Source organism: Pseudomonas sp. H3(2019) (genome assembly GCF_007713465.1).
Taxonomy (GTDB): domain Bacteria; phylum Pseudomonadota; class Gammaproteobacteria; order Pseudomonadales; family Pseudomonadaceae; genus Aquipseudomonas.
Genome location: NZ_VMSG01000009.1, coordinates 85,840 through 104,248, shown reverse-complemented (window position 1 = coordinate 104,248; position 18,409 = coordinate 85,840). Strand labels below are relative to the sequence as shown.

The 18,409-nt window shown below is 60.5% G+C and carries 16 protein-coding genes; 10 read left to right on the top strand and 6 right to left on the bottom strand.

Features of this window, described 5'->3' with window-relative positions; all coding sequences use genetic code 11:
• The first annotated feature begins 80 nt into the window (after positions 1-80).
• The 4 genes from FPT12_RS11440 (at position 81) to FPT12_RS11425 (ending at position 6,522) form a co-directional block, all read left to right on the top strand.
• Positions 81-2,468: a hybrid sensor histidine kinase/response regulator gene (locus FPT12_RS11440; RefSeq protein ID WP_145016353.1), complete on the top strand. Its 2,388-nt coding sequence runs from the start codon at positions 81-83 to the stop codon at positions 2,466-2,468.
• Positions 2,469-2,542: 74 nt separating this feature from the next.
• Complete coding sequence (locus tag FPT12_RS11435; RefSeq protein WP_145016352.1) at positions 2,543-4,192, top strand: acyl-CoA dehydrogenase family protein; 1,650 nt, start codon at positions 2,543-2,545, stop codon at positions 4,190-4,192.
• A gap of 118 nt (positions 4,193-4,310) precedes the next feature.
• Complete coding sequence (amn, locus tag FPT12_RS11430; RefSeq protein ID WP_178098715.1) at positions 4,311-5,810, top strand: AMP nucleosidase; 1,500 nt, start codon at positions 4,311-4,313, stop codon at positions 5,808-5,810.
• A gap of 70 nt (positions 5,811-5,880) precedes the next feature.
• On the top strand, positions 5,881-6,522 hold the full coding sequence (locus FPT12_RS11425; protein WP_145016350.1) for a pseudouridine synthase: 642 nt from the start codon (positions 5,881-5,883) through the stop codon (positions 6,520-6,522).
• On the opposite strand, the gene FPT12_RS11420 is transcribed toward FPT12_RS11425, so the two are convergent.
• Both FPT12_RS11420 and FPT12_RS11415 read right to left on the bottom strand, forming a co-directional pair.
• Positions 6,517-6,726: a DUF2788 domain-containing protein gene (locus FPT12_RS11420; RefSeq protein WP_003228500.1), complete on the bottom strand. Its 210-nt coding sequence runs from the start codon at positions 6,724-6,726 to the stop codon at positions 6,517-6,519. The genes FPT12_RS11425 and FPT12_RS11420 overlap by 6 nt on opposite strands.
• 175 nt (positions 6,727-6,901) lie before the next feature.
• Positions 6,902-7,381 carry an Lrp/AsnC family transcriptional regulator gene (locus tag FPT12_RS11415; RefSeq protein ID WP_007894448.1) on the bottom strand — a complete coding sequence of 160 codons (480 nt, stop codon included), beginning with the start codon at positions 7,379-7,381 and terminating at the stop codon, positions 6,902-6,904.
• Between the two features lie 435 nt (positions 7,382-7,816).
• Between FPT12_RS11415 and FPT12_RS11410 the strand changes: the two genes are divergently transcribed.
• Positions 7,817-8,899: a DUF6515 family protein gene (locus FPT12_RS11410; protein ID WP_145016349.1), complete on the top strand. Its 1,083-nt coding sequence runs from the start codon at positions 7,817-7,819 to the stop codon at positions 8,897-8,899.
• On the opposite strand, the gene FPT12_RS11405 is transcribed toward FPT12_RS11410, so the two are convergent.
• Together FPT12_RS11405 and FPT12_RS11400 are read right to left on the bottom strand one after the other, a co-directional pair.
• Positions 8,884-9,789, bottom strand: a complete 906-nt coding sequence (locus FPT12_RS11405; protein WP_145016348.1) for a cation diffusion facilitator family transporter — start codon at positions 9,787-9,789, stop codon at positions 8,884-8,886. The genes FPT12_RS11410 and FPT12_RS11405 overlap by 16 nt on opposite strands.
• 28 nt (positions 9,790-9,817) lie before the next feature.
• A complete protein-coding gene (locus FPT12_RS11400; RefSeq protein WP_145016347.1) occupies positions 9,818-10,237 on the bottom strand; it encodes a polyribonucleotide nucleotidyltransferase in 420 nt (139 codons plus the stop codon).
• 109 nt (positions 10,238-10,346) lie between these two features.
• Here FPT12_RS11400 and hrpB point away from each other — a divergent pair, with 109 nt between their 5' ends.
• Positions 10,347-12,881: an ATP-dependent helicase HrpB gene (hrpB, locus tag FPT12_RS11395; protein WP_145016346.1), complete on the top strand. Its 2,535-nt coding sequence runs from the start codon at positions 10,347-10,349 to the stop codon at positions 12,879-12,881.
• A 50-nt stretch (positions 12,882-12,931) separates the two neighbouring features.
• On the opposite strand, the gene FPT12_RS11390 is transcribed toward hrpB, so the two are convergent.
• Both FPT12_RS11390 and FPT12_RS11385 read right to left on the bottom strand, forming a co-directional pair.
• Entirely contained in the window at positions 12,932-14,011 is a 1,080-nt protein-coding gene (locus tag FPT12_RS11390) for an endonuclease/exonuclease/phosphatase family protein (protein ID WP_145016345.1), read from the bottom strand.
• A 341-nt stretch (positions 14,012-14,352) separates the two neighbouring features.
• Positions 14,353-15,027, bottom strand: coding sequence for a YciC family protein (locus FPT12_RS11385; protein WP_145016344.1), 675 nt, complete (start codon positions 15,025-15,027; stop codon positions 14,353-14,355).
• 177 nt (positions 15,028-15,204) lie between these two features.
• Here FPT12_RS11385 and FPT12_RS11380 point away from each other — a divergent pair, with 177 nt between their 5' ends.
• From FPT12_RS11380 to yedA, 4 genes are all read left to right on the top strand, one after another.
• Positions 15,205-15,969 carry a DUF2076 domain-containing protein gene (locus tag FPT12_RS11380; RefSeq protein ID WP_145016343.1) on the top strand — a complete coding sequence of 255 codons (765 nt, stop codon included), beginning with the start codon at positions 15,205-15,207 and terminating at the stop codon, positions 15,967-15,969.
• Positions 15,970-16,105: 136 nt separating this feature from the next.
• Positions 16,106-16,585: an NYN domain-containing protein gene (locus tag FPT12_RS11375; RefSeq protein ID WP_019691557.1), complete on the top strand. Its 480-nt coding sequence runs from the start codon at positions 16,106-16,108 to the stop codon at positions 16,583-16,585.
• 39 nt (positions 16,586-16,624) lie between these two features.
• Positions 16,625-17,236: a PolC-type DNA polymerase III gene (locus FPT12_RS11370; RefSeq protein ID WP_123584480.1), complete on the top strand. Its 612-nt coding sequence runs from the start codon at positions 16,625-16,627 to the stop codon at positions 17,234-17,236.
• 202 nt (positions 17,237-17,438) lie between these two features.
• Positions 17,439-18,365 (top strand): drug/metabolite exporter YedA, encoded by a 927-nt coding sequence (gene yedA, locus FPT12_RS11365; RefSeq protein ID WP_145016342.1) that lies wholly within the window; start codon positions 17,439-17,441, stop codon positions 18,363-18,365.
• Positions 18,366-18,409 lie beyond the last annotated feature (44 nt).

The following is an 18,409-nucleotide window of genomic DNA, read 5'->3' as shown; positions in this document are numbered from 1 at the left end:
ACAGGTAATGCCGGTTTTACGTCTACTCAAAGGGAATGGGGGGCTTCCTGACACAACCGGACTGGCCACGCTGGGGCTTTATGCGCTATTTGCTGATGTTGCTGTTGAGCTTGCCGATGTTGGCGGCTGCAGCCGATTTTGATGAGCTCACCCAAAGCCTCCCCTTGGGACGAGTCATGCAGGTGTACGAAGATGTCTCCGGCACTGCATCCATCGCCGATGTACGCGCGCAAGCGGCGGCCGGCAACTTCAAGACCCACGACAAAGACACGTTGAACGCCGGTTATTCGCATTCGGCGTTCTGGCTCAAAGTCGATCTGCACTACCGCCCGATCAACCCCGACGCTCAACGCCGATGGTTGCTGGAACTGGCTTATCCGCCGATGGATCATATCGACCTCTATCTGCCGGACAGCGCCGGTGAATATCGATTGGTCAGTCGTACCGGCGATACCTTGCCGTTCGCCAGTCGCCAGGTTCGGCAAAACAACTACCTGTTCAAACTGGACTTCGTCCCCGATCAGCGCGAAACGCTGTACTTGCGCCTGCAAAGCGAGGGGTCGATACAGGCGCCACTGACCCTTTGGTCGAGCACTGCTTATCTGGAAGACCAGCCCTTGCGGCTGTATGTGCTCGGTCTGATTTACGGCGTGCTGCTCGGGATGTTGGTCTACAACCTGTTCATCTACCTGAGCGTGCGTGACACCAGTTACCTTTATTACATCTTCTATATCGGCTCATTCGGCCTCTATCAGCTGTCGGTCAACGGTGCGGCAGTCGAGTATTTCTGGCCGAACAACCCGTGGTGGGCCAACGCCTCGACACCGTTTTTCATTGGTAGCGCCGCGCTGTTCGGCAGCCAGTTCGCCCGCAGCTTCCTGCAAACGGCCAGTTGCAGTCGCAGGCTCGATCGCTTGCTGTTGGTGTTGATTGCGTGCAGCGCAGTGGTGGTCGGGCTGTCGTTGATGACCAGCTACGCCTTGGCCCTGCGCCTGGCGACGGCGTTGGCGTTGATCTTCACCGTGGTGATTTTCTTCGCCGGGATTTTCGCCTGGTGGCGCGGCTTGCGGGTGGCGCGCTACTTCATCATTGCCTGGTCGGCGTTTCTGCTCGGTGGTGTCGTCAATACATTGATGGTGCTCGGCTATCTGCCCAATATGTTCCTGACCATGTATGCCAGTCAGATCGGCTCGGCAATTGAAGTTGCGCTGCTGTCGCTGGCCCTGGCCGACCGGATCAACGCCATGCGCGAGCAGCAGGCACAGACGCTGTTTGACGCCGGGCAGAAGCTCGAAGTGTTGAACCAGCAACTGGCTCGCAGTAACCGGCTCAAGGATGAATTTCTCGCGACGCTGACCCACGAACTGCGCACCCCCATGAATGGTGTGATCGGTTCGCTGGAACTGATGCAGACCGTCGACCTCGACCCGGAGCTCGAGCAGTATCAACAAACGGCCGCCGGTTCGGCGCGGGAGATGATGCGCATGGTCAACGGCATTCTGACCCTGACTGAATTGCAGGCCGGCCGACTCAAGGTGTACCCCGAAGCGTTCAGCTTGCGCTCGATGGTCGAGACCTTGCAGCAGCAGTTCGCCGCCAATGCCGCGAGCAAGGCCTTGGACTTCAAGGTTGATCTGACTCCCGGGCTACCTGACCGTCTGCACGGTGACAGCGCCAAGCTGGCGCAAGGTCTGGAGTGCTTGCTGGATAACGCGATCAAGTTCACCCGGGTGGGTGGACTGGCCTTGCGGGTCAGCGGCAAGTTTGCCGAGGAGGGGCGTCTGGCGCTGTCTTTCGCCGTGATCGACACCGGCATCGGCTTCACCGATCTGGGTGACGCCACGCTGTATCAGCGGTTCTTCCAGCTCGACGGCTCGATGACGCGCGAATACGGTGGGTTGGGTGTCGGTCTGGCGATATGTCGGCAATTGGTCGAGTTGCTTGGCGGGCGTTTGACCCATCGCTCCGAGCCCGGACGCGGTAGCCGCTTTCAGCTTGATGTCGAGTTTGACGTGGTGAGTGTTGTGCAACCGGTTGTCACTCAATCGCGCCAGATTCACGGTAGCGTCCGTTTACGCGCACCGCAGGACTGTACGGTGTTGCTGGTCGACGACAACAGCATCAATCAGTTGGTGGTGCGTGGCATGTTGCTCAAGCTCGGCTATCGGGTTCGCAGCACCGACAGCGCTGAGGCAGCGCTGGAGCTTCTGCGTCGCGAATCGTTCGACGCGGTGCTGATCGACTGCCCGTTGCCGCTGCTCGACGGACTGTCGATCGACAGCCAGATCCGCGCATTGCCCGGTTATACCGAGTTGCCGGTGCTGGCTGTGGTGGTCTCGGTTCAGGGGCTGGATCTTGAGCAGGGATTGACCGATTACCTCGGCAAACCGGTGAAATTCGAAGAGTTGCAAGCGACGCTCTATCGTCGGGTGCTTTGTCCAAAACAAGGTGAAAGCGCCGATATTTAGGCGGATATGCCACTTTGTTCGGTGGGGAGGCAGTGCTTAACTGAAGGTCTCAACTGACCCAAGGAGGCCCCGCCATGAACCTGCATCAGTTCGCCGAAACCCACGAAGTCACCAACCAGCCGCCATCGCTGGACGGAACCAACCTCTACCGCATCGACTTGCCGTTGCAAGAGTGGGCGCGGCGTTTCGGGGCGGCTTGGGCTGATGCGCGCATCGATGCGTATGGCGCTTTGGCCGGTGGTCCGTTGATGGAGGCGGGGTTCCTGGCCAACCAGAACAAGCCGGTCTTCACCAGCCATGATCGCTACGGCCACCGCATTGATCTGGTGGAGTTTCACCCGGCCTACCATGAGCTCATGCGCACGGCGGTCGAGCACGGTTTGACCTCCTTGCCCTGGACCGATCCGCAATCGGGTGCCCACGTTGCCCGTGCGGCCATGAGCTACCTGCACAGCCAGGCCGAAGCCGGCAGTGGCTGCCCGCTGACCATGACCTTCGCCAGTGTCCCGGCATTGCGCCTGCAACCAGACATCGCCAAACAGTGGCTGCCGAAAATTCTCGCCACCGCCTATGACCCGCGCAATGTCGGCATGGCCCACAAGGCCGGCGTCACCATCGGCATGGCAATGACCGAGAAACAGGGCGGCACCGACGTTCGGGCCAACACCACCAAGGCTTACCCGGTTGGCGCTGCGGGGCCGGGCCAGGCGTATGAGCTGGTGGGACACAAATGGTTCTGCTCGGCGCCGATGTGCGACGCCTTCCTGACCCTGGCGCAAACCGACAAGGGCCTGACCTGTTTCCTGCTGCCACGTCATCGCCCGGATGACACGCGTAACCAGTTCTACATCCAACGGCTAAAAAACAAACTCGGCAATTGGTCCAATGCCTCCAGCGAAGTCGAGTTTCGCGGGGCGCTGGCGTGGATGATCGGCGAAGAAGGCCGCGGCGTGCCGACCATCATCGAGATGGTGGCCATGACCCGTTTCGATTGCATGGTTGGCTCCAGCGCCCTGATGCGTCAGGCATTGACCCAGGCCAGCCACCACTGTGCCCACCGGAAGGTTGGCGGCAAATTGCTCAGTGAACAGCCGCTGATGCAAAACGTGCTCGCCGACCTGGCGCTGGAAAGCGAAGCCGCACTGGCCTTGAGCCTGCGTATGGGCCGGGCGCTGGATCACCTCGATGACACGCGGGAAGCCAAATTTGCCCGTCTGGTAACGGCAGTGGGTAAATACTGGATCTGCAAACGTGCGCCGGCCATGATCAACGAAGCCGCCGAATGCATGGGCGGTGCAGGTTACGTCGAAGACAGCATCTTGCCGCGCCTGTACCGTGAGGCTCCGGTGAACTCGACGTGGGAAGGTTCCGGCAATGTTCAGTGCCTTGACGTGTTGCGAGCGCTGTCGAAAGAGCCGGGCGTGCTCGATGCGCTGTTCAGCGAACTCGGCGATGGTCATGGCGACAAGCGTCTGGCCGAACACATCAGTCAGCTGCAGGCAGCATTCAAGGACACCGACGACATTCAGTATCGCGCCCGACAACTGACCGAAGACATCGCCCTGGGCCTGCAAGCCAAGCTGCTGCTTGAGGCCGGTAACGCCAGCGTCAGCGATGCCTTTATTGCCAGCCGGTTGGGAACGGCCGGTCGGGTTTACGGCACCTTGCCGCGCGGTCTGGATGTGGAAGCGATTGTGGCGCGGTCGACCCCTCAAGGATTTTGAGGCACGAAAAGATCGCAGCCTGCGGCAGCTCCTACAGGGCTCAGCGGTATTCTGTAGGAGCTGCCGAAGGCTGCGATCTTGTTTTCCACTGTTTCCGTCGGACTGCGATACAGGCAAGATGAAGGTCTGCAAGTCAGAACACAGGAAGCTGATCGTGACCGAAGCCTTTATTGTCGTTCAAACCGCCGAACAAGCCGTCGATCGGCTTGCCGCTCTGCACGAGCGGGCCACCACGGCGTTGAGTCAGGCGCTCAAGCGTTATCTGAAGGACCGCATCGAACCCGACGCCGAGCAGCGTGCGATGTTTCGTTATCCGGAATTACGCCTGACCTACCTTTGTCAGGGTGAAGTCCCACAGACCACGCGGGCTTACGCCAAGGTCCAATTGCCGGGGACCTACAGCGTTACCGTCACTCATCCGGCGGCTTTCCGTAAGTATTTGCTGGAGCAACTGGTGCCGCTGATGCACGACTTCACCGTGACGGTGGAAGTCGGTGTCAGTGAGCAGAACATCCCGTATCCGTACGTGGTCGAGCAGGGCGATGAACTGGCGGGCTCCGGCGTCACCGCTGCGGTACTGGCGCGAGTGTTCCCGAGCACCGATTTGTCGGCCGCTACCGATGGCATTGCCGATGGTTTGTACGATTGGGAAAATACCGATCCGCTGCCGTTGGCGTTGTTCGATGCAGCACGGGTGGATTTCTCTCTGCGCCGTTTGGTGCACTACACCGGCAGCGACTGGCGCCATGTGCAGCCGTGGATCCTGCTGACCAACTACCACCGTTATGTCGACCAGTTCATCACCCATGGCCTGGAGCAACTGCGCACTGATCCGCGTTTTGTGCGCATGGTCTTGCCAGGCAACGTGATCATCGACAAGAGCATGGATCACGGCGAAGCGTCGGCCATTGCGGCGGGCGTAGTCTGGCACCGTTATCAGATGCCGGCCTATCACTTGCAGGCGTCTGACGGCCACGGCGTCACTCTGGTGAACATTGGCGTCGGTCCGTCCAACGCGAAGAACATCACTGACCACCTGGCCGTGTTGCGCCCGCATTGCTGGCTGATGATCGGTCACTGCGGCGGCCTGCGGCAGTCGCAGACCATCGGTGATTACGTGCTGGCTCACGCGTACATGCGTCGCGACGGGATTCTCGACCGGGTGGTGCCGCCGAACATTCCGATTCCGGCCTTGGCCGAAGTGCAGATGGCCTTGCAACAAGCCGCAGCCAACGTCACCGGCGAAAAAGGCGATGACCTGAAAAAACGCCTGCGCACCGGCACCGTGCTGACCTACGACGACCGTAACTGGGAATTGCGCTGGGCTCAGGAACGACCGCTGATCAACCTGTCTCGCGCGGTTGCCGTGGACATGGAAAGCGGCACCATTGCCGCGCAAGGCTATCGTCTGCGTGTGCCATACGGCACCTTGCTGTGTGTTTCGGACAAGCCGTTGCACAGCGAGATCAAGCTGCCGGGTTCAGCCAACGCTTTCTATGAGCGTGCGGTCAGCCAGCACTTGAAGATCGGCATCGCGGCGGTAGATCTATTGCGCACCGAGCTCAATTCGTTGCACTCGCGCAAACTGCGCAGCTTTGACGAGCCGCCGTTCCGCTGATTGGGTGGTGGTTATTTAACGGTCGGGCCACTAGCATGGTGAGCCCTGACCGTTAGATGTTGTTTTTTCCATGTCGCGTCCTCTTCGTCCCGCTTCCCGCCGCCCCAGCGTGAAACCTGCGCAATCCTCTTCAGCTCCGCGACGTGTTGCCAAAGCGCCACCGGCCGAGCCGAAGCTGATTCTGTTCAACAAACCCTTCGACGTGCTGACGCAGTTCAGCGACGCAGAAGGGCGGGCGACGCTCAAGGACTTTATCGAGATTCCCGGGATTTACCCGGCAGGACGGCTGGACCGTGACAGCGAAGGCTTGCTGCTGCTGACCAACGATGGCCAGCTTCAGGCACGCATCGCTGATCCGAAACACAAGTTGGCCAAGACCTATTGGGTGCAAGTGGAAGGCGAACCAAGCGCCGAGCAATTGCAGCGCTTGCGCGAGGGTGTCGAGTTGAATGACGGCATGACCTTGCCGGCGCAGGCGCGGCAGCTGGAAGAACCTGAACTATGGCCGCGTAACCCGCCCGTGCGCTTTCGCAAAAGCGTGCCGACCAGTTGGCTGGAATTGGTGATTCGTGAAGGGCGCAACCGTCAGGTGCGGCGCATGACCGCTGCAGTTGGCTTGCCGACCCTGCGTCTGGTGCGGGTGCGAATCGGCGACTGGACGATCGAAGGCCTCGATCAGGGCCAGTGGAAAGAAGTGCCGGCGCGCTTATAAAGCGCCGGATTCGATTAGGCCGATCACCACACTCTTGATGATGAACGCGGCCACGCCCAGACCCAGCACGAAGAACAGGATGAACGAACCGAAGCGTCCGGCCTTGGATTTTTTCGCCAGATCCCAGACGATGAAACCCATGAAAATGATCAGGATGCTGACCAGACCGGTCATCATCCACTCTTCAAATACTGCAGGATCCATCGATTATCTCCAGCGCATGCGGGGCAAAAAAGGCTCGGCAAGTATACGCCAATGGATATTGGCGGCGCATTGACGTGCGTCGGTCTGCCGCAGGTGCGGTGAGGTGAAGAACTGTGGACGCGGAGCGTCCATGGCGGCATTCCCACGCAGAGCATGGGAACGATCAGAGGTGGGATCAGCTGCGCAAATGGGTCAACGGCAACTCGGTGCTGTTGAGCACCTGGTTCAGCACAAAGCTGGAGCGTACGCTGGTCACCCCTTCGATGCGGGTCAGGTGGCCGAGCAGCAGTTTCTGGTAGTGATCCATGTCCGGCACCACCACCTTGAGTTGATAGTCGGCGTCCATCCCGGTCACCAGGCTGCATTCGAGCACTTGCGGCAAGGTGCGGATGGCGGCTTCGAAGTTCTCGAAGCGCTCGGGCGTGTGCCGGTCCATGCCGATCAACACGTAGGCGGTCAGGCTCAGGCCGAGCATCTTGCGGTCGAGCAGGGCCACCTGGCGGGTGATGTAGCCGTCGTCTTCAAGCTGCTTGACCCGCCGCGAACAAGGCGATGGCGACAGGCCGATGCGTTCGGCGAGCTCCTGATTGGAGATGCGCGCGTCGCGCTGCAATTCCGCCAAAATGCTCAAGTCGTATCGGTCGAGTTTGCTCATGAATCAGGCCTTTGTCATAACTATTGCGGCAGATTATCTATCCAAGGTTAAAAATTGCGCAAGTCATGTTTATTTGAGCAATCTTCGCAATCCTCTGTCGCCGCCCAAAGCCTATTCTTATCACCAGAATCACTGCCCGGACAAACAGTCCACAGCGGCCCGCCGAATCAGGCCAGCCGCGGCCACCACTCCCACAGGAGCTGAGTTGGCCCCCGGGCTACACACTGTCCAGAAGACGGAGTGAGGTGAGCCGACGTCAAAAGCGTCGAGCACGGACGAAGTTCTCAAAGGGAGGCCGACGGGTCTCCCTTTTTTATTACCTGCGAAACGCCTTTTATGGCCTGCAAAATAAGTCTCGTGACTGATAACCTGTTGCTGAACCGGCCTGTGCTTTTCCAGTCTTACGTATAGGTCACCACCGCAGTGAGGAATAGCATGAAGTCGCACATCTGGCGTATGGCAGGTGTTGGTGTGTTGTGTGTAAGTGTCAGCGCGCCATTGCTGGCAGAAGGTCAGGGGGGCGAGGAGCACCTTCAGGAACAGCAACGACAACAGCAACACAATAATGGTGGTGCTCAGCATGAGCATGGCGGCGAAGGCCGGCAGGGGAACAATCAACCGCGCCCCGAAAACAATCCGCCTCGCGTGGAGCCCAACCAGCAGCATCCGCAAAACAACCAACCTCGCGTCGAGTACAACCAGCCACGTCCGCAAAACAATCCGCCACGTCCGCAGACTGAAATCATTCGCGGCAACAACAGCCGCCAGTTCGAACAAAACGGTCAGACTCAGGGCCGACCTGCACCAGCGAACAACCTGCCGATCCAGGGCCGTCCGGACACTGTTCGCCAGACCCAGGAGCCACAGCGTGGCTACTATCAGGACATTCCGCGGCGCAACGATTACAACCAGCGTTGGCAGGCCGGTGGTCACGATGACCATCGGGATGAGCGTCGCTGGCCAGGACGTCCGGAAGGGCATGGCAATGGCTGGGGTGATGGTCCGCGGTATCGGCCGGGTTATGTGATCGACCGCTTCCCTGAGCGCCACGACCGTGTGCCGTACCGTGGACAGGATTACTTCTACTCCGGTGGCTATTGGTATCGCCCGAACGGGCCGCGTTATGTGGTGGTCCAACCGCCTCGCGGGATCCGTGTGAGGTATCTGCCCGATTACGCTCAGGAGGTATGGATCGGTGGCGCGCTGATGTTTCTGGCAGCCGGCGCGTACTACGCCTACGAGGAGAGCACTCAGGACTACGTTGTGGTTGAGCCGCCGGTAGGTAACCCGGCACCGCAACCGACCAGCAATGGTTATGACGTGGTGGCTTACCCGGCTAACGGGCAATCGCCGGAGCAGGTCGCTCAGGACGGTTACGATTGCTATCGTTGGGCGGTCCAGCAGAGCGGGTTTGATCCACGGACCGTGACCTATCAGCCGGCGCCACAGGTGGTACAGACTTACCGCCAGGCCGAAGGCAATTGCCTTGCCTCACGCGGTTATCAGGTCACTTTCTGATTCCGGACGGCTGTCACCACTTCCTGCGGGTCGGCGTGCACCAGCACTTCGGCTCGCGGGTAAACGGCGTGAATGGCGTCCGCCGCTTGATCACTGATGCCGTGCGCGACTGACAGCGTCAGTTCCCCCGGCAACTCCAGGTGCAATTGCACGAACCAGTGACTGCCGGAAATCCGCGTGCGCAAGTCGTGGGCGCCGAGTACGCCGGGCACGCCGCACGCCAGTTCGAGCATGTGCTGGCTGACGTCCGGTGGCAGTTCTTCATCCATAAGCACCGCAAAACTTTCCCGGGCGATTTGTATCGCACTCCACAAAATGTAGACGGCGATTCCCAGGCCGAACCAGGCATCGACTTGATGCCAGCCAAAACCGGCCAGTACCAACGCGACCAGGATGCTGCCGTTGAGCATCATGTCGGAACGGTAATGCAGCGAGTCGGCGCGCACCGCGCTGGAGCCGGTTTCGCGGATAACCCGGTGTTGCAGCATCAGCAGCGCCAGGGTCAGGGCGAGGGAAAAGATAATCACGCCGATGCTGATCCACGGCGCGCCCACCGGTTCCGGGTGTTTCAGGCGCTCGAATGCCTGATACGCGATCAGTACCGCACTTCCTCCGATAAACAGAGCCTGTGCCATACCCGACAAGGATTCCGCCTTGCCGTGCCCGTAGCGGTGATCGTCATCGGCCGGGCGCAGTGCGTAATGCACCGCCAACAGATTGAGCAGCGACGTCACACCGTCGAGTGCCGAGTCCGTCAGTCCGGCGAGCATGCTCACCGATCCGCTCAGCCACCAGGCAATGGCCTTGGCGACAATGAGTGTGCTCGCCACCGCCACGGAGGCGCGGGTGGCGAGACGTAACAGGCGAGCGTGTTCCGGGCTGCTGGTCATAGGTGGAGCGTTTCCTCGGTGTGGTGCATCAAGCAGCGGGTTTCAGGCCGAGCATGGCCAGTTGCTGGACGCTGCCCTTGTGTTGGATCAGGCGCGGATCATCCAGCGGGAAGCTGCGGCCCAGTTCGCTTTCGAGAATGGCCTGCAACTTGTGGTTATCGACCTTGCCGTCGGCATCAATGGCTTGCCGAAGTTTCTCGGGCGCCACTTGTGCGGTCTTGCCGGGTTCGAAGTAAATCGCGCCGGTGGTGAAGTCTATGGCAAACGCGACGAGCCCGGGGATGATATAGAACAGCAGGCCCACGGCGTCGAGCGCGGCAATCGCCGGGTCGATCTTGCCGTCGATCTGGCCACGGCGATCCGGGTAGAAAATCGAACCGCAAGCGGTCACTTGAGTCAGCAGGGTCGCAACCAGTACACCGCCAATCAGGCGAAATGGAGTACGCATGGTAAATCTCCTGAGCAAACATGAAACGAAACGTTGTCGGTCTGAATTAGGACCGTGATTAACGCCAGGCAGTTCGCCGTTATACTCGCCGATCTGTTTTGGAGCCAGCATGAACTCTTTGCCAATTGATGAAGTTTTACCCGCACTGCGTGAAGCCTTGGCGACACGCCACGAAGCCGTGCTCGAAGCACCGCCCGGCGCCGGTAAAACCACCCGTGTACCATTGGCGATGCTGGATGAGCCATGGCTGGCCGGGCAAACCATCCTCATGCTTGAGCCGCGTCGGCTGGCCGCGCGGGCGGCGGCCGAACGGCTGGCCAGCGAGCTCGGCGAAAAAGTCGGCGAAACCGTCGGATACCGGATTCGCCTGGACAGCAAGGTTGGACCGAACACGCGCATCGAAGTGGTCACCGAAGGCATCCTCACTCGTCGTTTGCAGGAGGATCCGGCGCTGGACGGTGTGGGCTTGCTGATCTTCGACGAATACCACGAGCGTAGTCTCGATGCCGACCTCGCGCTGGCCCTGAGCCTGAATGGCCGCGAGTTGTTTCGGGATGAGCAGCCGCTGAAGATCCTGCTGATGTCGGCAACCCTCGAAGGCGAGCGCCTCGCCGGGCTGCTGAATGACGCCCCGATCCTGCGCAGCGAAGGGCGCATGTACCCGGTGACGATGCGCTGGGGCCGGCCGTTTCAGCCGGGTGAATTCATCGAGCCGCGAGTGGTGCAGACCATTCTCGACGCCTTGAACGACGAAAGCGGCAGCTTGCTGGTGTTCCTTCCCGGGCAGGCCGAAATCCGTCGTGTGCATCAGCAGTTGGCGGATGCCTTGGGCGAACGTTCCGAGGTGTTGCTCTGCCCGTTGCATGGCGAGCTCGATCTGGCGGCGCAACGTGCGGCCATCGATCCGGCGCCACCTGGCCAACGCAAAGTGGTGCTGGCCACCAACATCGCCGAAACCAGTTTGACCATTAATGGCGTGCGCGTAGTCATCGACGCCGGGCTGGCGCGAGTGCCGCGTTTCGATCCCGGCAGCGGCATGACCCGCCTCGACACCCAGCGCATCTCCCGCGCCAGCGCCACCCAGCGTGCCGGCCGCGCAGGACGGTTGGAACCGGGCGTGTGTTATCGGCTGTGGTCGCAGGATCAACACGAACAACTGGCGGCCTATGCCAGCCCGGAAATTCTCTCGGCTGACCTTGCCGGGCTGGCCTTGCAGCTCGGGCGTTGGGGCGTGACGCCTGGGCAGTTGGTCTGGCTCGATGTGCCGCCGGCGGCGGCTTATGCACAGGCGCAGGACTTGCTCGAACGCCTTGGCGCGTTGCAGGGGGCGTCCGCTGAAGACTGGAAACTCACTCGCCACGGTCAGGCCATGGCCGAACTGCCGACCCATCCGCGCATCGCGCATCTGTTACTGCGTGGACAAGCGTTGGGGCTGGCGGACATGGCCTGCGACGTCGCTGCATTGCTTGGCGAGCGGGACATTTTGCGCGGTGCCGGTGCGGACTTGCACAGTCGGCTGATGCTGTTGTCCGGCAAAGAGCGAGCGGCGCGAGGCGCTCAGGGTGGTGTGCAGCGGGCGCGGCAATTGGCCCGGCAATATCGTGGTTATCTGCGTGGCAAAGCCGAGTCGCCGGTCAGCGATCCGGAGCATCCGCGCTGGCTCGGCGCATTGCTGGCGCTGGCCTATCCGGACCGCGTCGCCCAACAGCGCCGTTCCGGTGGTGCGGAGTATCGTCTGGCCAACGGTCGTGCGGCGTTGTTCGCCGAGGCTGACAGCCTGATGAAACAACCCTGGCTGGTGATCGCCGATCTGGGCAGTCGTCAGGGGCAGCGCGAAGAACGGATTTATCTGGCGGCGGATTTTGATCCGGCGCTGTTCGATTCGGTGTTGGCGGAGCAGGTGCGCTGCGTCGATCAGCTCGATTGGGACGAGCGCGAGGGCGTGCTACGGGCCGAACGTCAGCGCAAGGTCGGCGAGTTGGTGCTCAGTCGCGAACCGTTGACCGGACTTGATGAAACCGCGCGCAGCCAGGCGTTGGTCAATCTGGTGCGCCGCAAAGGGCTGGAGCTGTTGCCGTGGACGCCGGAGTTGCGTCAGTGGCAGGCACGAGTGGCATTGTTGCGTCAGTTGGACTTGAGCAAGCAGGGCGAGAGTGAATGGCCGGATGTCAGCGACGCGGCGTTGCTGGCCAGCCTCGAACATTGGTTGATGCCGTACCTGGGACGGGTTTCGCGGCTCAGCCATTTCGCCAGCCTGGATGTGTCGAGCTTTGTGCATAACCTGCTGCCCTGGCCATTGCCGCAACGCCTTGACGAGCAGGCGCCGCATCATCTGAGCGTGCCCTCCGGTTCATCGATTCGTCTGGATTACAGCGAACAGCCACCGATTCTCGCGGTGCGTTTGCAGGAGTTGTTCGGCCTGGCCGAAACCCCGCGCATTGCCAGTGGCCGGCAGGTGGTCAAGCTGCATTTGTTGTCACCGGCGCGCCGGCCGGTGCAGGTTACCCAGGACCTGGCGAACTTCTGGCGTAGCACCTATGCCGAGGTGAAGAAGGATCTCAAGGGACGTTATCCGAAACATTACTGGCCGGATGACCCGCTGGTGGCAGAGGCCACGGCGCGGGCCAAGCCGCGTAAGTCCTGATCATTCTCGTTCCCACGCGGAGCGTAGGAACGATCTGTGCCAGTCAGTGGCTACGGGGCGGGCGGGAGCAAAAAACGCGCAATCACCGGCAAATGATCGGAGATGCGCAACGTATCGTCCTGCCGCACTTGCGCTTCGATCCGTTTGATCCGTGGGCTGTAGAACAGGTAGTCGACGGTGCGATCCGGGCCGTTGAGGCCAGGGTCGTTAGGGTAATGGGTCAGCCACTGGTCCCGATCGACACCGCTGGCCTCGTTGTTGGTCGGGATCATCGGGTACTTGTCCCACAACAGATGCAGTGCGCTGTCGGCGGAATAGGGCGTGCGCTGCTCGGGCGCGAGGCGTTGATACTGGCCCAGCGGCAACAGGTTGAAGTCGCCACCGATCAGCCACGGCGTACCGCGACCTTCATACGTGTCGAGCACCTTGGCAACCGCCGTCACCTTCGCCTGCCGGGTCTCATCAGGCTTCACTGCCCGATCGAAGTGAGTGTTGAGCACCGCCATTTGCCCGCCATCGCGCAATGGCAGGTAACTCACCAACAGGGCGTTTTTCGGCTGGAACTGACGGCTGATGAAATTGATCGGCGCTTCAGGCAACTGCAGGCGTTCGGCGTGTTCGATCTGGTAGCGGCTCAAGGTCGCCAATTGCCGGCCAACGCTGCCAAAAATATGCGGATCGGGAACGAAGTCGGCCTTCCAGTCGAAGGCGTGCGTGCTGCACGGGTAGAGGTCGGCCAGGCGTTCCTGGAGCAACTTGAGCTGATTCTGATAGCCGCTGGCCTTGGCGTCATCATCCAGTTCCTGCAACAGGACGAGGTCCGGCTGCTCATCGCGGATTACCCGTGCCACTTCATCAAGGCTGAAGGCCATGTCTTCCGCAGTCGGACTTTCGTCAGGGCCTTGAGCCAGGTCATTCCAGAACACATAGCGTTTGCCCGCCAGGTACTGGACGTTCCAGGTCATCACCTTCAACGCCTGTCCCGGCACGAGCACAGGCGCGCTGGTACTGCAACTGACGGGGAGCGTTTCCCTGGCGTCGGGGCGCCAGGTCAGGCTGTAGAGAAAGGAAAACAGCAGGCTGACGAGTATCAGCAGGCCCAGCAGGGTGTAGCGCAGTAGACGGGTCATGGCTCGGCTTATGGCGTTACAAAGTTGAGCCCGAGCATAACCGAGGCGGGCCTAGGGGGCATTCTCAATTAGTTTCCACGCCGCGCCGGGTCTGCTGTTGTGCAGGGCAAGGCGCGAGAAGCGTGGTTTGGTCATTCCAAATAAGCTTCGAGCAACGCAGCCCTGCACAACAGCAGGCCCGGCCCTTCGGGTTGTGCCTTAAAGCGGGCCAGGCTGCGTTGCAGGCCTTGGAAAGGGAGCGACCATTCCCCGCGGCCTGCGCCTTGCCTGGCCCGCTTTAAGGCGACAACGCGGCGGGGAAACTAATTGAGAACGCCCCCTAGACCCCAAGGGCAGAGCTGTCAGGCGCTGCCTTCGGTTTTGTCGGGGGCCTCGCTGATCAACATGAACAGACGAAACAGCACCACGCTGGTGAACAGTTGCAGAAAGCTGTGGACGCTTTCGATGATCAGCGACAGTGCCGGGTTCTGCGGCTCCGGGTAGATGGCCATGCTCGCACCTTTGAGTATCCACAACGGGCCCATCACGCAGAGAATGCACAGCAGGATGCGCAGGAAATTGCCACGGGCCAGGCGCATGCTTTCCCGGATGGCCTCCAGTGGTTGCATGTTGCGCAGCACCAGCAGGTATTCGGCAAAGGCGAGCATCACCATCAGCCATATGCCTGGCAGGAAATACAGCGACAACCCCACCAGAATCAGCAAGGTGTTGACCGCCGTCAGCAATGCAAAGCGCGGCCACAGGCTGACCGACGCCGACAACAGGTCCAGGGTGCGCGGCGATTCGCCACGGCTGCGGGCATCGAGAAACAGGATCAGCGCGGCGGTGTACAGCGGATACACCAGCAACCCGATAATCACGCTATAACCGGGAAAGGCGTCTGGCCCCTGGGAGTGGTCGACCAGTTGCTGAAGCAAGGCTTCAAGCACGACCAACGGCAGACACAGCGGCACGATGCGGCCCAGGTTGCGCTGGAAGAAATACAGGGAGTCGCGGAGTACGTCTAACGGATTCATCGGTCGCTTTCGCTGATTACAGAGTATGTCGACACTGTAACCGATGCGACCGGCAGTCGAGCAAACGTAAACGTTCGGTAAAGGCCATTGAAACAATCAGCAACAGCCCCATAACTAGGGGGCACCTTATCCATAAGGGAAAAGGGCAACGATTTTCCGGCAATCTATGAGGTCGCCATGAACAGCGAAGAACAAACCCTGATCGATGGACTGTTTTCACGGCTGCAACAGGCCGAAACGGATTCAGCCCCACGCGATGCTCTGGCCGAGGCGCGGATCAAGGAACACCTGAGCCGCCAGCCAGCAGCGGGCTATTTCATGACTCAGGCGATTCTGGTGCAAGAGGCGGCGATCAAGAGCCTCGACGAGCAAAACAAACAGCTCACCCAGCAAATTCAGCAACTGCAAGCCGAACTGCAACAAGCCAAGGCCCAGGCCGCCGCACCGGCCCCGAGCAACAGCGGCGGTGGTTTCCTGTCGAGCATCTTCGGCGGCTCCCGTGATCCGCAGCCTGCACCGGCCCAAAGCGCTCCAGTGTCGAGCGGCGGCTGGCGTGAACCGGCGCGGCCTTCTGCGCCACCGCCACAAAACTATGGCGCGCCACAGCAGGGCTTTGGTGCACCCCAACAGAACTACGCCGCCCCGCAGCAGCAGGCGCCGGCAGCCGGCAGCAGTTTCCTTGGTGGCGCCTTGAAAACCGCAGCCGGCGTGGCGGGTGGCGTGATGCTGGCAGAAGGTATCAGTAGCCTGTTCCACAGCAACCAGCAGCAACCGCAGCAAATCGTTGAAGTCATCAAGGAAGAGCCGGCTCAAGTGAATGACAGCGAGCGCCTGGCCAACAACGACTCCTGGAGCAACAACGACCAGGGCGGGCTGGCCGACACCGACTACAGCGATGATGACTCATCGTTGTTTGGCGATGACGACGATTCCTTCGTCTGATACGCCGTTCGTCCGGGGCGTTGTCGCGCCCCGGACTGATTGTTCGCGGAAAAATCCTTCTGACTGGCATACTGGGCGACTTTTCGGACCTTGGGTCTGATCAATCGCCTGCGCTTGTGCGCCATGAGGATTTGCGGTGAAGAAGATCGCGGTGTTCGCCGATGTCCAAAACCTCTATTACACCGTGCGCCAGGCCTACGGTTGTCATTTCAACTACGCCGCCCTCTGGGCTGACGTCAGTCAGCGCGGGCAGATCGTCGAGGCCTATGCCTATGCCATCGATCGCGGCGACAGCAAGCAGCAGCAATTCCAGCAGATCCTGCGCAACCTCGGTTTCATCGTGAAGCTCAAGCCCTACATCCAGCGCAGCGATGGCTCGGCCAAGGGCGACTGGGACGTGGGCATCACCCTCGACATCATGGATGCCGCCGATCACGTCGACGAAGTGGTACTGGCCTCGGGGGACGGTGATTTCGACATGTTGCTGGAGCGGATCATCGCCAAGCACGGTGTTGAAGCAGTGGCCTATGGCGTACCGGGGCTCACCGCCAATTCGCTGATTCGCGCGGCCAGCCGTTATGTGCCGATCGAAGGCGCGCTGCTGCTTAAAAACTGATGCTGCTTAAAAGCTGATTATTGAACGCAAGGAACAGGTTTGGAACGCATAGCTGTCATCGACTTCGAAACCACCGGAATCTCCCCGAGCAGCACGTGCCGGGCCACGGAAATTGCCGTGGTGATTCTTGAACAGGGGCGCATTGTCGACCGTTACCAAAGCCTGATGAACGCCGGCGTGCGTATTCCGGCCTTCATCGAGCAACTGACCGGTATCAGCAACGCCATGCTGCGCACTGCACCCTCGGCCGAGCAGGTGATGAATGAGGTCAACGAATTCGTCGGTATCACGCCGCTGCTGGCCCACAACGCCGCCTTCGACCAGAAGTTCTGGGACTTTGAGCTGGGGCGGATCAAACGCACACGCTTGCAGAACTTTGCCTGCTCGCTGTTACTCGCCCGCCGCCTGATGCCGGCTGCACCGAACCACAAACTCGGCACCCTGACCACCTTCGCCCAATTGCCCCACACCGGTCAGGCTCACCGGGCCATGGCCGATGCGGAAATGGCCGCCAACCTCACCGCGCATCTGGCGCAAGAGCTGCGGCAGAAACACGGCTTGCGCGAGTTGTCCCATGACTTGCTGTGCAGCTTGCAGAAAGTGCCAGCGGCGAAGATCAACGAACACCTCAAGCGCCATCGCGGATTCTAAGCTTGATCGTTCCCACGCGGAGTGAATGATCGTTCCCACGCTCCTGCGTGGGAATGCCTCACTGGACGCTCCGCGTCCGCTCTTGATGTGACGCGGTGGTACTTTGAAAAGTGTACTGGCCTTATAAACAGGTTTTGTAACTTAAGTTCCGTCCGTCGGCTTTCTAAAATAACGCTCTCCTTGTCCTGCCTTCGAGCGTCCCATGCCAGGCCTACGCCGTTTTCCGTTACCGCTGATGGGTGCTTTTTTTGCGTTGTACGTGATCTGGGGATCGACCTATCTGGTGATACGCATCGGCGTGCAGTACTGGCCGCCGCTGATGCTTGGCGGCATTCGTTTTATTGTCGGCGGGACGCTGATGTACGCCTTCCTGCGCTGGCGCGGTGTGCCAGCACCGACTTGGCCGCAGTGGAAGGCGGCGGGGCTGATCGGGATTTTGTTACTCAGTTTTGGCAACGGCGCGGTCAGCATGGCCGAGCACACGGGCGTGGCCTCTGGCGTTGCGGCCTTGGCGTTGGCGACAGTGCCGTTGTTTACCTTGCTCTGCGGGTATTTCTGGGGCACGCGTAATACTCGTCTGGAATGGGCGGGGATTGTGCTCGGGCTGATCGGTATTGCCATGCTCAACCTGGGCTCCAATCTGCAATCGAGCCCTTTGGGGGCTGTGCTGCTGATTGCTGCGGCGGCAGCCTGGGCGTTTGGTTCGGTTTGGAGCAAACATTTGCCAATGCCTCAGGGCGCGATGTCCAGTGCGGCGCAAATGCTGGTCGGCGGCGTGGTGTTGTTGATCGGCAGCGCGCTGACTGGCGAACAGCTGCAAAGCTTGCCGCCACTCGAGGGGTGGGTCGCGATGATGTACCTGGCGGTGTTCGGTTCGATCGTCGGCTTCAACGCCTACATGTATTTGCTGAAAAACGTCCGTCCGGCGGCGGCCACCAGTTATGCCTACGTCAACCCGGCAGTGGCGGTGTTGTTGGGGATCGTTTTTGCTGGAGAGAGCATCGGTATCGAAGAGGCTTTGGCGATGGCGGTGATCATCAGTGCCGTGGTGCTGATCAGTCTGCCGCAGTGGCGACGTGCTCCTGAGCGGCCTGCGGTCCTGGTGCCGACAGAATCCCGTGTGAATTAGGGTAAACTGCGCGCCATTGCACACTCGCGCTGATTTTTCCTACG

Coding starts and splice junctions, on each gene's coding strand:
- FPT12_RS11440 (WP_145016353.1), top strand. CDS start 81: ATGCGCTATTTGCTGATGTTGCTGTTGAGCTTGCCGATGTTGGCGGCT.
- FPT12_RS11435 (WP_145016352.1), top strand. CDS start 2,543: ATGAACCTGCATCAGTTCGCCGAAACCCACGAAGTCACCAACCAGCCG.
- amn (WP_178098715.1), top strand. CDS start 4,311: ATGAAGGTCTGCAAGTCAGAACACAGGAAGCTGATCGTGACCGAAGCC.
- FPT12_RS11425 (WP_145016350.1), top strand. CDS start 5,881: ATGTCGCGTCCTCTTCGTCCCGCTTCCCGCCGCCCCAGCGTGAAACCT.
- FPT12_RS11420 (WP_003228500.1), bottom strand. CDS start 6,726: ATGGATCCTGCAGTATTTGAAGAGTGGATGATGACCGGTCTGGTCAGC.
- FPT12_RS11415 (WP_007894448.1), bottom strand. CDS start 7,381: ATGAGCAAACTCGACCGATACGACTTGAGCATTTTGGCGGAATTGCAG.
- FPT12_RS11410 (WP_145016349.1), top strand. CDS start 7,817: ATGAAGTCGCACATCTGGCGTATGGCAGGTGTTGGTGTGTTGTGTGTA.
- FPT12_RS11405 (WP_145016348.1), bottom strand. CDS start 9,789: ATGACCAGCAGCCCGGAACACGCTCGCCTGTTACGTCTCGCCACCCGC.
- FPT12_RS11400 (WP_145016347.1), bottom strand. CDS start 10,237: ATGCGTACTCCATTTCGCCTGATTGGCGGTGTACTGGTTGCGACCCTG.
- hrpB (WP_145016346.1), top strand. CDS start 10,347: ATGAACTCTTTGCCAATTGATGAAGTTTTACCCGCACTGCGTGAAGCC.
- FPT12_RS11390 (WP_145016345.1), bottom strand. CDS start 14,011: ATGACCCGTCTACTGCGCTACACCCTGCTGGGCCTGCTGATACTCGTC.
- FPT12_RS11385 (WP_145016344.1), bottom strand. CDS start 15,027: ATGAATCCGTTAGACGTACTCCGCGACTCCCTGTATTTCTTCCAGCGC.
- FPT12_RS11380 (WP_145016343.1), top strand. CDS start 15,205: ATGAACAGCGAAGAACAAACCCTGATCGATGGACTGTTTTCACGGCTG.
- yedA (WP_145016342.1), top strand. CDS start 17,439: ATGCCAGGCCTACGCCGTTTTCCGTTACCGCTGATGGGTGCTTTTTTT.